Genomic DNA, 12,846 nt, shown 5'->3' with positions numbered 1-12,846 from the left:
TCCTTTTTGCTACTTTTTATTATTTGACTCCTGTTTAAGTTCATCTAAATATTTATAAAGTGTGTATTTCGATATATTGAAATAGTTGCAAATACGTTCGCCAGATTTTTTGACGAGAAAAGCTCCTTTTTCATCCAAATATTCAATGCCTTTCTTCTTATCTTCCCTTGTCATCTTAGCGACAGGCTTTTGGACATAATCTTGTGCTTGTTGAATAAGCATATTCAATAAATCGTTAATATTATTCGCGAATACCTCATTTACGTCTTTACTGGACTCTTCCAGCAGAAGCATATCTTGGATGGTTTTATCTGCCATAATCAAATCTGTAATATCTAAATTAATACATATACATCCTATTGGGATGCCCTTTGAATTACGTATGTACATAGTTGTCGACCGTAGCATTTTACCATCCGCTGTTTGCGTCATATAGTTATATTTATCACCCTCGTTTATTTTTCCCTTTAAAATCTCTAAACCCAAATTCGTACCTGTGTCTCCTACTTTTCTTCCTGTAACATGTCCATTTTCAATCGCAACAATTAAACCGCTTCCATATTCTTCATAATTAGATACATCTAAAAGAACGCATTCGCAATTATTCCCAAAATGAAGGGCTAGACCTTTAATAAAAGAAGTAAGAAATTCCCATTCCTCATCAATATGTTCCAATTACTACAACACCTTACCTTTTTTATATTTAATTTAAATTATAGAGATAAATCATTTTGTTGTCAAACTTTTTGTTATCCTAAAAAACTTTTTGTTTGATATTGTATCATTTTAATTTTTATGTTGCATTACTCGGAAGTTTGACACCCAGATAATCACAAAACGACCACAAAGCCAGTAAAATATGTTTTCATGGCAACTTCACTTTCGTGTATATAAAAATGCTATTGTTCTATATAACATGTAAGCTCACAAAATCAATCACATAACCAAAACAGACACTACTCCAAATCACCAGGCCTCACATATAGGAAAGGTAGGTTTCAAGATGAGTGAAAATCAAAATTAGATTTTAATAACATTGATAAATACCAAAGTAATATTTTACTGACCGTAAAAGAGGAACCCATCAAGGACAATTGTCTAATATGGCGCAGAAGAAAGCAAAATGGCAAACGGAGTTGGTAAAGAAAACTTCAAATATAATGACATAAACGATAGATATATTTGACCATTGGGTTATTGATTTGCCTTTTAAATAGAATGGAGTATAGACGTACATTTGCGAGGTACTCGATATTTGCGGAAAAAGATTAATGCTCAACTGCCAACGGAAAAAAGCGATAAACAGACTTAGAGACGAAGAAGTAATCGAATGGAGGATTGTCGAAAATACGCATAGTCAAGGTAATATTTATAAGCTGAGAGCAACAATCGTTGAGCTACCCTTTTGGACAATGAGATGCCACTTAAGATATATGATATACATGCCTTTTAGCACGAGGGAAGACATCAGTAGGCACTGAGAGTAATCTTATTTGTCTTGTTTTTAAATTAAGACAGCGGGCAAAATTACATAATCTGCTCTTTTTATGGTATCACCAATCAATTGTTGACAGTCTGACATACGGTTCCGTATACAGCGGTTCAATAGTGTGTACAAACTGGTATTGAAGAGCGATATCCTTATATCCTCTCGATACCAGTTCTTTATCTGTCAATGAACGATGAAGCACAGCTTTCGTATGCGTGAATTACTTGCTTAACATTCCCTCATTTTATCCAGCTTATTAGATATCAGCTGTCTAATACCAGAATCATTAAAAGTTATACTTGCCATAACAGTCACAATAAATCGTTCAAATTGTAATAACCCGATTTTTAAGACCGCATAACCGATTTATCTTCCTTTATAAAGTTGCGAAAAGGCGTTGCTGCATATTAATTCTAGACACTAATATATTCGTTAGCAATGATCTTCATCAGGGTACTTTTTCCAGCCCCATTATTTCCTATTAAACCGATAATTTCTCCTCGATTAAAATCAAAAGATAGATCTTGTAAGACTGCAGCTCCTTTATATTTCTTCGTAACGGAATCGATAACCATTCTCCCATCCCCCCTGTTGCTTAATGTCTATTGAAATACTTATAGAAAATAAGTCCAACAACTGCTGAAACAAGACAACCAGCGGCTCTTGCTATCCAAATGTTAATATCTATATTCTCCATGATCATGTTTACAAATGAACCAATCCCTACAGCGACCAAAAGTAATAGAAGCCATCTTGTTGTTGACATGACCAATCGCCCCCTTTAACAACTCGTTTTAAATAATCAGTACGCGATTCTCCTCAAAGATCCTTTCGTTCATAAAGCTTGATAGCTAAAGCGAAAGATAAAAATGCCACCAGCAAACTAATACCGGCAAACAGCAGGATGAAGGCATTCGGATTTGCCATAATTGTCTCCACCAAACCGTCAACCGAGTCTATCCTCGGATTATGATAAATATTCATAACCATCTGTACCCCTATCGATAACGCCAATACTGTCACAGTCGTTATGAGTATTGCCGGAATATAACCGAACGCAATATGAAGCGGATAGAACAACGACATCAGCAAATAAAGTCCGGCAAGTGCCAGCAGTATATCCCATCCAGTCATCAGCCGGGACGTAAATGGCGCAAAGGTGACAAACAGAAAAACATAAAAAGACACCAGTACCGCAGCCGGGATGAACCATGCCAGCGGCGTTAGATATTTGGCTACAATGATTTTCTTCCGGGTAACAGGCAAGGTGTTGATCAGCGCCGGTTGCTCATAATACACGGCAGAACTTGCAAGCCAGCCAGCAAGAAGGATCAGTAGTGAAATATGCTGGATTGGCGCACCATTTGTAAAAAAGCCTGTCATGGGGATGAACCAGAAAAAGGCTAAAAGATAAATATGTCTTTGTTGACTAAACATTTCATGACGCACTAGTTGAATGACCATGTTGACGCTCCTTTACTGTATAAAACATAATGTCTTCAAGCGACGGACGCTCCAGCAGCACTCGCCCGGCTGCTTCTCCGGCGAGCTGTTGTTTATCCGCAAGCAATCCGTCAAAACCCATATCTGTTTCCCTGATACCAAGTAGACTACGGCGCCGCTGTGCTGTCAGCCACTCATTCGGACCTTTAACGACGGCATACTGATCCAGCACTGCATCCTTTTCCCCGCTCACCACCATTTTGCCGTTATCGATAAAGGTGATATAATCGGCTACCTTCTCCAAATCTTGTGTGATATGCGTTGAGAAAAATACCGCCTTTTCTTCGTCCTGTATAATGTCTTGCAAGAGCTCCAACAATTCTCTGCGAAACACGGGATCCAACCCGGAGGTAGGTTCATCCATGATAATCAACTCCGGATCGCGGGCGAGTGCCATTGCCAGGGAAAACTTCATCTTCATTCCCTTGGAAAGATGGGCTACCTTTTTCCCAAGGGGCAGCTCAAACTGTTCGATATACCGGGCGAATAGCTTTTCATTCCACGTTTCATAAAAGGGGGCTATCAGCTTCTTGTTCCGCTCCAGGGACAAATGACCGTAAAAAAAGCTTTCATCCTGGACAAATCCGATACGCTGCTTGATATTCTCTGTGTCAGCATCATGTGTCTTTCCGAAAAGCTTCACCTCCCCCTGATCAGGACGGCTCAGGTTCATCATGCAACGGATAGCCGTACTCTTGCCAGCTCCATTGGGGCCGATGAATCCGGTAATAAATCCTTTTTTCACCGTTAAGTTAATCCCTTCCAAGGCAAAATGGTTAAAGCGTTTCTCTAGATCTTTTACTTCCACCACATTTTCCATCTACTCACTCCTCATATAGCAATGTCATCATCTCAATCAGTTCATCGAGCGGGATGTTGAATGCTTTGCTGTCTTCCAGCATTTTTGCCATTTGATCCTCAATCAGCTTGAGCTGTTTTTCCCGCATCAACTCCGGATTTTGCGAGGTGACAAACGACCCCTTGCCCGGAAATGTTTCAATAAATCCTTCTTTCTCCAGTTCCTCATACGCCTTCTTGGTGGTAATCACACTGACCTGCAGATCTTTCGCCAACTTGCGTATCGATGGCAGACTTTCCTTTTCTTGCAACTGGCCATGAAGAATCTGCTCCTTCATCTGATTTTTTATTTGCACGTAGATCGGCTGATCCACGGCATTGGAAATAATGATATTCAATGCATCACCTGCTTATTCTGTTTATATCGTATATGTGTAGTATATACAGTATGAACGGTAATGTCAATATGTTTCATAAAAAAATAAACTGCCTTTTCCCTATATCACCTTGGAAAAAGACAGTTTATACGCTTTTTATTCTTTTTTTGTATTCACTTACTCACAGACTTCCGCGCGCGCAATACTATTACCTCACCTCAAACCTGCATCCTGACCATGAATACGCCGAACGATTTCTTTTTCTTTCTTCGGAGGGTGCAAAAACAGGGCTAGAATAAATGCAAATAACGCGAGCACTGTACTACCCATAAACGCCCACTCAAATCCAATAAGTTGCGAAAGTTGTCCAGCCATTTCAGAAGATGTATTGGCATCCGGTGTAAAGCTACTTGCCCCCATCGCAACAAGCGTCACAAGAATCGCCGTACCAAGGGAAGCTGAAATTTGCTGTAGTGTATTGGCCATCGCCGATCCATGGGAATACTCCTTAGGCGGAAGTTGGTTTAATGCGGATGTCATAACCGGCATCAACGCAAACGACAGACCAAACATACGGATCGCATAAATCGTTGTCAAGTACGCAAATGATGTGTCCAGCGATAGTCTCGTAAACATAAACGTTGTAATGGTCACAATGCTCAGTCCTATCAATGCCAACCACTTCGCTCCAAACCGATCAAACAGGCGTCCAGTAAGCGGGGACATAATCCCAATGACAACGGCCCCGGGGAGCAACATCAAGCCGGACTCTAGCGGTGAAAACTGCAATACATTTTGCATGAATAGCGGCAGGAGGGTTTCAGCGCCTATCAACGATACCATCACCGTCATCGTAATGATAATGGCCAAGGTGAACGTCCGGTATTGAAAAATGCGGAATTCCAGCATTGGGGTTTCCAAAACGAGCTGTCGCCAAATAAATAATCCAATCACGACAACACCAACTGCGATCATGATGATCACTTCTGCACTACTCCATCCGCTTTCAGAAGCAATACTAAATCCGTATAAAAATGAACCAAAACCAACGGAGGAAAGAATAATCGATAAGATATCTATTTTTGGCTTCTTGAGCTCTGTCACATTCTTTAAAAATAGGGCCGCTATCGTCATGGCAATAGCAACAATCGGTAGTACGACAAGAAATAGGGAGCGCCAAGAGAAATGCTCCAAAAGTACACCGGATAGCGTCGGACCGATTGCCGGGCCAAACGCAATAACAATTCCGATCATACCCATTGCGGTACCACGGCGCTCAACCGGGATAACTGCCAAGAGCACTGTCATCAGGAGTGGTAGCATAATACCGGACCCCGCAGCTTGGACAACCCGTCCCAACAGGAGTACCGGATAGACATTCGCTATAGCTGCGATGAGCGTACCTGCGCCGAATAATCCAATTGCTGTTAAAAACAACCCTCTTGTGGTAAATCGATCGATCAAAAATGCAGATATCGGGATCATCACCCCGTTCGTCATCAAGAAAGCCGTCGTCATCCACTGCACTTGCCCTTGCGAAATGGAAAAGGCCTCTTGAATGGACGGGAGGGCGGTTGCGAGTAATGTTTCGTTGATAATTCCCATAAAAGCCCCTGTTAGCAGGGCAGCTATCATCAATGCTTTTTGCTTTGTGGGCAAATCCCAGGAATTTGCTGCATCGTTCATATTCCATCATCCTTCCATATTTCCCATTGTTAAAATAACTACTTATACATGCTGCCCTGAAAAAACGCATCTGCGTTGCTATATCTCATAGCAGTCTAGAGGGATCCGTTTTGTGAAACAGCCGTATAACTCCTATTTTTGCTGTCTCACCAAGGCGCTCCTCTGACTACGTGATTCCTATTCATGAATTTATAGTCACCAGAACATAATACCATATGAAATTTGGAGAAACAACTGATTGAAAATGATTAAAAAAGGTAATCAAAGAGGACGGGCGATCATCAAAAATGAAAAAACAAAAACAAGTCCTCTTCCTAAACCGGAAACCATTTTCCCTGTATATGTTTTCTTTAAAACTACTTTCTATGTATATAGCTATTGCATTTCAGTTTACAGTGAATGAACAAAAGGAATAAAATAAATAGATAAACACGGGAGCAGTGAAATATGATATAAATTGCCCCAGCATTTTATATTAGCTGTCCTCGGTGATAAAAAATATGTTTTCATTTACATATACAAGGTGTTGTACACAATGAAAGTAAACATTCGCAAGCCATGGCTACTCGTTTTAACTATAGGGCTTGGGACATTGCTCAACCCATTAAACTCATCCATGATTTCTGTGGCATTAACAAGGCTGCAAAATGAATTTGCATTAACCTTCGCGGATGCCTCTTGGCTGATTTCAATATTTTATCTTGCAAGCGCTGCAGGGCAGCCTGTCATGGGGAAATTAAGTGATATGTTTGGTCCGAAAAAATTGTTTATAGCAGGGCTTACCATCGTTGCAGGTGCATCGATATTGGCTCCCTTTTCACCAAACTACCCATTTCTGCTAGGTTGTCGAGCATTACAGGCGATTGGAAGCTCGACTTTATTTCCCAGCGGTATGAGTATGGTTCGGACACATATTACAGAGGGACAGGGGAAAGCGTTAGCTGTTTTATCTATCTTTGCTTCCACCTCAGCTGCATTTGGTCCTTCTATTGGAGGTTTTTTGGTTGCGTCCTGGGATTGGCAGTCGATATTTCTTGTTAATTTTCCATTTATTATTGTATCCTTTTTGCTGGCTATTTTCATTTTACCAAATACGGGACAAGGAAAATTTGAGGCGAAGCGGATTGATTTCAGCGGGATAGCCCTTTTTATTATTGCCATTGTAGGTTTAATACTGTTCCTGCTCTCGCTTGATCAGGACATTCGGTGGTGGGCGTTACTGCTCTTTTTAGCAACTGCTATCGGTTTTTACTTTCTCGAGCGCAAAATGGAGGAACCTTTCATCGATGTAAAGGGACTAACGAAAAACCGATACGTTTCGTTTATCTATTTACAATTCATGAGTATTAATTTGATCCATTATTGCTTCTTTTTTGGATTCCCGACCTATTTGCAGCAGGTTCGTGGTTACAGCGAACAGCATACCGGCGTTATTATGCTGGCATTGGCAGGCTTCGGTGTGATTGTTGCGCCACTTGCCGGACGTTTGATTGATAAATACGGTTCGAAGCTCCCCATGGTCATCGGTGCATGCTTGCTGTTAGCCGGTACCGGATTGCTGTTGACGTATCATGATGGATCTCCTTTAATCTGGTTGATTGTCATCATGGCTATTCTCGGCATGAGTAATGGATTTAATAATATTTCCACGCAAACAGCCCTTTATGAACACGTGAAGCCGGAGGACACTGGTTCCGCATCTGGGTTATTTCAAACAAGCCGGTATCTGGGTTCTATTTTATCTTCCAGTTTGCTTGGTTTAACATTTAATCGTCATTTAGATACCGAACATTTGCATCTTGTTGCGCTGATCTGTTTTGTCTTCTGTATATTTGTTGTTGTTCTCGCGCTTAAGCTTCCGGGGAGAATGAGGGAGAAGACACATTGAAGGTCCTTTATTTAATTCAACCAATAAAGGCATCACGCTGTAGACAAATAATGAACTGTGGATTAAAAAAAGATATAAAGAGAAGTTGGGTGCCCCCAGCTTCTCTTTTTGTAAAAAACCTTCCATTTTGTAATTTTACAAGAAAAGCCGTTTCATACAGACTTTAATTCCTCTTCCTTGAATTCATCTTGTTGCTCAGAACGTTTTAGTTTGAAAGGCGCATAGATAAGAATGACCATTAGCAATAAACCCAGATAACCTACAAGCGTATAGAACCTCGATACCAAAGTAGTAAATCCAACAAAACTTAAAACAAATCCAATCGCTAGCGCAATGACTGTTGCAATATTTGCCCTCTTTGTACCCATTTTGAAAAACCTGGCGATAAAGCTATAGAACATACCAAGAACGGAATTAAAGATCATGCCAAACAAAACAATAGAATACAAAAATGCAAGTGCGGGTGAAATGTCTGCAACAATTTTTAATAATGGCAAGTCGAATGATGCAACGACATTAACTTGGGAGAAAATAGCTAAGTGAGCTAGGGTAACCATTATACCTATACCAAGTCCGCCAAGTAACCCACTAACTCCTGCAATACGTGCGTCTTTTTCTGCTCCGCCTATAACGAATGTCATGGAAACGCCTAAAGCGACGCATAAAGAAGCATAATTTACTGCGGCAACGATCCAATTCGAAAATGGTTTGTCCTGACTTTCTGCTATTGGCGTTAACGTTGTAAAAGACATGTCCATTGTGCTTAAACTGTAAATAGAAATAAATATAGCAAATAAGAGTAGAAATGGTGTAATGCTTGCAATTACAGAAATGACCTTTTCGACCTGTAGCATCATAGAAATAGCTGTGATAACAGCCACAATTAAACTACCAATGAAAACCGGTAACCCAAATTGTTGATGAAGCGTGGATCCTGCACCAGCCATCATAAGCACGCCAGTACCAAATAACGTAAAGATAATGATACCATCTATGATTGTTCCTAAATAACGACCGCTAATTTGATAGATGACTGTACGATGTGATGTCGCCCTCAGACGGCTCCCAACATTCGCCATAATCATTCCCATATATGCTAATAAAGCGGTTGCTAAAATGGCTGCATAAGTGCCACTATGGCCGAAACTTGTAAAATATTGTAATACCTCTTGCCCCGAGGCATAACCAGCCCCTATAACAACCCCTATAACCGCACCAGCAATCTTTAGTATGCGAAACATAAATAATCTCCTTTTATTTTCCTCCGCTGGATTGTTGTATCATTCGTTTATAATGTTATTTCTTGTAGATAAGAAACCTCCGGGCGCCTCGGAGTATCCCCCCATCGCAAACTACTATGGGATTGCATTGTGTTTCTGGAGAACGGTGGCACTGATATGTTGACCAAAATATTCAATACTCCATTCCGTATCGTTTTCCAAAGCCGTAGGATCTAACAAAGCAGTGGCAATTCCCCTTCCAAGCCTGTAGTTAAAACCTGCACTTGTAACAAAACCAACTGTTTTTCCATTGTTCATAACAGGTTCATGGCCCATAACTATCTTATCCGGTTGATCGAGTACCAGTGTTGACGATACACGGTTGGGTCCTTTTTTACCACGTTCGATTAAAGCGTGTTTTCCAATGAAGTCTTTCGTCAGATCAATCCATGCATGCAGATTGATTTCGTATGGGGTATGCTCACTCCAATAGTCTTTTCCGTATCTTAATGTCTGTGATTCAATGCGCAAGCCTTCAAGGGCACGGTCTCCAACCGCAATTAGTTCGTAAGCCTGCCCTGCTTGATAGAGCACATCCCACAGTTGTAAGCCATGATCATGCGTAGTAAAAAACTCCCAATACGCCGAAGTCTCTTTAGCATCGAATATTGCTAAAACCGGTATATTATTGATAGAGATTTCCTTTACTTGTTTCGCTTCCCATGCGTCTTTGGCAAATACATGAGGATCCATGGACTGCATGATATCTCTGCCCCTTGGCCCCATGATACCTATACCGCACGTGCTCGCTGTTTTATCTTGGATGACTATTTCACCTGACTTCCAGGCATGTTTTTGTATCCAGTTTGCTTCTACTGCACCTGTACAAAGAATAGTAAATGTATGATTATCTTTGCGAATGATTGTGATGTTATCTTTTATTCCTCCTAATTCATGCAGCATTAAAGCATTTGTCATACTGCCGATAGCAATATCGATATCGCTTGTTGTAAGTGTTTGTAGAAATGGAAGTACGTCTGCACCACGGAGTTCCAGTCGTTTATTCATTGCTGTAGCATCATATAGACCGGCATGTTCTTGTACATGCAGATGTTCCGCTTCAATAATCGGTGACCAATAGAGTGCTTGCCAGCCTTCGCGTTTTATCGTCCTGTTTTCATACCTTTTTGTAAGTGATTCATTAGCTTCATACCACTGCGGCTGTTCCCATCCTAGACTTTCATTAAAAAAAGCCCCCAATGTCTGTTGGCGTATATAATATGGGCTGACCCGCATATGGCGTGATGTGGCCGGTGTCTCGAACGGATGATGAATATCATATACCTTTTCATAGTCTTCTTTTGAACGTGGTTTATAGTACGTCGGATTCTGCGCATAAGCATCAAAACGATTAATATCACATACCTCCAGGTCAAGCGTTGGAGCACCGTTTATAATCCATTCGGCCATTTGTTTACCAACACCTGCTGCGTGCGTTATCCAAACCGCTTCCGCAACCCAAAATCCCCGCACTTTTTCTGACTCCCCTAGTAATGGCATTCCATCCGGTGTGAACGAAAAGATGCCGTTTATCCCTCTTTTGATTCCTGCTTCTTTTAGTCCAGGTATTAGATCTTGCGCATCTTTCCAAGGCTTATGAAAATGTTCAGGTGTAAACGGCTTGATTGATGGTATATTCTCACTTTCACCATATTTACAAACATCACTTACCTCAATGGGCAACGCTTCATGTTGATAAGAACCAATTCCAATGCCATTAAACACTTGGCGATAGTACATGGAACTGTCTAAATCCCTAATAATTGGAGCTGTTACTTCTTCGGACTCTCCAGCTAATTCAGGTAGATCATTTGAAAATATATATTGATGTGCAATGGGCTGAAGAGGGATGGTGACTCCGGCCATTTCTCCTATTCGTGGTCCCCAGAAACCCGCACAGGAAATGACAAGGTCTGCTTCAAAATCTCCAATACTCGTTTCTACCCCTTTAACTTGACCATCTGTCATATGAATCCCGGTTACTTCTGTATTACCGCAAAACCTCGTACCACAAGACTTAGAGAATTCTGCCATTCTGTTTATTGCACGAAGGGGCTTAGCAATGCCATCTGTTGGTACATACAACCCTCCTAAAATAGTATCTGGATTAATAAAGGGATTTTTTTCCTTACATGCTTCTGGCGACAGCATATAAGCCTCTTTCCCCCAAGATTTCCCTGCCCCTGCCTTCCGCTTTAAATCATTGAGGCGTTCCGGCGTTCTAGCTAACTCTAAACTGCCCACTGGATAAAAGGAGGGCCGTTCCCCGTCACTCAATTCTGTAAAGTCGACAACCGTTTGTGAGGCAAACGCTGTAAGCAATTTCGAAAAACTAAGCTGTGCTACAAGCCCCGGAGCGTGAGAAGTCGATCCTCCTGTTTCAAACAGCGGACCTTGATCGATGACTGTGATATCTTGTTGGCCCATTTTGTTTAAATAATAAGCAGTACTACATCCAACAATACCAGCACCAATAATCACAATTCTTTTTTGTTCCATCATCACCCATCCCCATTTCTTTTGAATAACAATGACAAATGTGATTGCTACCCAAAATAGTTTATGATTCTTATACTTTACATATCCAGTCACATATACTGTAATCGCTTTCAAATTATAGGTTTACTCATCGTATGCGCTGCATCTTATAAAAATTAAATAATAATTAAAATTCGTAATTTTAAACTTATAATACTCCAAGCCTTTTTAGTACCTCCTTTAAAAATAGTCGTTGGGTTCGTTCTTACGCTTGTTACTTACATCATAGGCGGTATCCATAACCAGGTAAAATAATTAATATTGATGACTGTTATCTTTAAATTTGATACCAAGTATAATGTACTTTCTAATGATGAATTTACCATTCAGTAGCTGCCTGTTTGGACCGTGTGAAAAGCTTACCAACAGCCGGTGTCAATCACCATGGAGCCTACACCCCCTACGACAACGAACGCATCGCTCGTTTATTGATGTAGATGATGCTTAAAACAACTAGAACAAAAGCGAAAAGCGCCTGGTTAAAAACGTAGAGACCCCCGCGTTGCAACTGAGATTAGATGAACTTGACTTGTCGCCAATGAATGGCGAAAGTCTACGTGAATCTTATGCTTGGAAAGCGAAAAGGAATCATGCCCCTGCATCAGGGGAGCCGTGAGTTGGCCGGCAAGGCCGTTCTTAGTCGGCCTTCCTTTGTCAAGTGAACCGATGATGACTTTCGCTACAGGCATAAGTGCGACTATGGCTCTGCCTGCGCCTGTCGGCTTGTCAGTCGCCAAGTCTTCTTTATCGTAGGAGCTCTCGTGTTATCTCCTCGTTTTTGGCGCTTGTAGCTGGACGTAGCCATTAATCAATAATAAGTTACCCACAAGCAAATAATTTTATATTTGCTAGGCTATCAAAAAAATTTTAAATAATATCTTGACATCAATATGGGTTTCTAATAAAGTTACGTTACATAAAATATTTAGTTTTAATAACATTATGATAATTTGTAATTTAATCTTAGATAACATCGATGAATAAAGGTTACTCAGCCAACGCCGTTGGGATTTTCAAAATTAGTTTAATTCTTTGGCAACGATATTTCACGATGTATTGTGTGATGCAATAGGTACAACTCACGTGTAGGATCATAATCTATATTGTAAGCGCTTTATTTAATGCTTGACTTTTTATTTAGAAGGAAGACAGCAATTTTCAATACGTAAAGGGGGTTTGATAAGAACAATCAATGATACGGGGCCGATTTAAAAATTTCGCTAGTCGCTTATGGGTGGTCAGGGGTGTTAGCAAGTTTCTGATAGATTGAACGTTTGGGATTCCGGT

Annotated in this window: 10 protein-coding genes; 1 reads left to right on the top strand and 9 read right to left on the bottom strand. The window is 40.7% G+C overall.

From position 1 onward, the window contains the following. Window positions 1-9: 9 nt before the first annotated feature. The 7 genes from KFZ56_RS01360 to KFZ56_RS01330 form a co-directional block, all read right to left on the bottom strand. Entirely contained in the window at window positions 10-675 is a 666-nt protein-coding gene (locus KFZ56_RS01360; RefSeq protein ID WP_222639654.1) for a helix-turn-helix transcriptional regulator, read from the bottom strand. 1,227 nt (window positions 676-1,902) lie between these two features. Further along, the gene (locus tag KFZ56_RS01355; RefSeq protein ID WP_222639651.1) at window positions 1,903-2,064 is read right to left on the bottom strand and encodes an ATP-binding cassette domain-containing protein; all 162 of its coding nucleotides are present in this window, start codon (window positions 2,062-2,064) and stop codon (window positions 1,903-1,905) included. Window positions 2,065-2,084: 20 nt separating this feature from the next. Continuing rightward, window positions 2,085-2,255, bottom strand: a complete 171-nt coding sequence (locus KFZ56_RS01350; RefSeq protein ID WP_222639648.1) for a hypothetical protein — start codon at window positions 2,253-2,255, stop codon at window positions 2,085-2,087. A 53-nt stretch (window positions 2,256-2,308) separates the two neighbouring features. After that, the gene (locus KFZ56_RS01345; RefSeq protein WP_222639646.1) at window positions 2,309-2,953 is read right to left on the bottom strand and encodes an ABC-2 transporter permease; all 645 of its coding nucleotides are present in this window, start codon (window positions 2,951-2,953) and stop codon (window positions 2,309-2,311) included. Next, the gene (locus KFZ56_RS01340; protein ID WP_222639643.1) at window positions 2,928-3,812 is read right to left on the bottom strand and encodes an ABC transporter ATP-binding protein; all 885 of its coding nucleotides are present in this window, start codon (window positions 3,810-3,812) and stop codon (window positions 2,928-2,930) included. The genes KFZ56_RS01345 and KFZ56_RS01340 overlap by 26 nt, the downstream gene beginning before the upstream one ends. Before the next feature lie 4 nt (window positions 3,813-3,816). Continuing rightward, window positions 3,817-4,188: a GntR family transcriptional regulator gene (locus tag KFZ56_RS01335; RefSeq protein WP_222639641.1), complete on the bottom strand. Its 372-nt coding sequence runs from the start codon at window positions 4,186-4,188 to the stop codon at window positions 3,817-3,819. Between the two features lie 192 nt (window positions 4,189-4,380). Beyond that, window positions 4,381-5,853 carry an MDR family MFS transporter gene (locus KFZ56_RS01330; RefSeq protein WP_222639638.1) on the bottom strand — a complete coding sequence of 491 codons (1,473 nt, stop codon included), beginning with the start codon at window positions 5,851-5,853 and terminating at the stop codon, window positions 4,381-4,383. A 535-nt stretch (window positions 5,854-6,388) separates the two neighbouring features. On the opposite strand from KFZ56_RS01330, the gene KFZ56_RS01325 reads away from it, so the two are divergent. After that, on the top strand, window positions 6,389-7,741 hold the full coding sequence (locus KFZ56_RS01325; protein ID WP_222639637.1) for an MFS transporter: 1,353 nt from the start codon (window positions 6,389-6,391) through the stop codon (window positions 7,739-7,741). 152 nt (window positions 7,742-7,893) lie between these two features. On the opposite strand, the gene KFZ56_RS01320 is transcribed toward KFZ56_RS01325, so the two are convergent. Beyond that, entirely contained in the window at window positions 7,894-8,982 is a 1,089-nt protein-coding gene (locus tag KFZ56_RS01320) for a YkvI family membrane protein (protein ID WP_222639634.1), read from the bottom strand. Window positions 8,983-9,096: 114 nt separating this feature from the next. Then, window positions 9,097-11,634 carry a GcvT family protein gene (locus tag KFZ56_RS01315; RefSeq protein ID WP_255584758.1) on the bottom strand — a complete coding sequence of 846 codons (2,538 nt, stop codon included), beginning with the start codon at window positions 11,632-11,634 and terminating at the stop codon, window positions 9,097-9,099. Between the last annotated feature and the right edge of the window lie 1,212 nt (window positions 11,635-12,846).

The organism is Virgibacillus sp. NKC19-3 (assembly GCF_019837165.1).
GTDB lineage: Bacteria > Bacillota > Bacilli > Bacillales > Amphibacillaceae > Virgibacillus_L > Virgibacillus_L saliphilus.
Note: the sequence above shows the minus strand (reverse complement) of the source record. Positions and strands in the feature narration are given on the sequence as shown.

Bases quoted from the DNA above. Each gene is read 5' to 3' on its own strand.
- KFZ56_RS01355 (WP_222639651.1), bottom strand. From the start codon at position 2,064: ATGGTTATCGATTCCGTTACGAAGAAATATAAAGGAGCTGCAGTCTTA.
- KFZ56_RS01350 (WP_222639648.1), bottom strand. From the start codon at position 2,255: ATGTCAACAACAAGATGGCTTCTATTACTTTTGGTCGCTGTAGGGATT.
- KFZ56_RS01345 (WP_222639646.1), bottom strand. From the start codon at position 2,953: ATGGTCATTCAACTAGTGCGTCATGAAATGTTTAGTCAACAAAGACAT.
- KFZ56_RS01340 (WP_222639643.1), bottom strand. From the start codon at position 3,812: ATGGAAAATGTGGTGGAAGTAAAAGATCTAGAGAAACGCTTTAACCAT.
- KFZ56_RS01330 (WP_222639638.1), bottom strand. From the start codon at position 5,853: ATGAACGATGCAGCAAATTCCTGGGATTTGCCCACAAAGCAAAAAGCA.
- KFZ56_RS01325 (WP_222639637.1), top strand. From the start codon at position 6,389: ATGAAAGTAAACATTCGCAAGCCATGGCTACTCGTTTTAACTATAGGG.
- KFZ56_RS01320 (WP_222639634.1), bottom strand. From the start codon at position 8,982: ATGTTTCGCATACTAAAGATTGCTGGTGCGGTTATAGGGGTTGTTATA.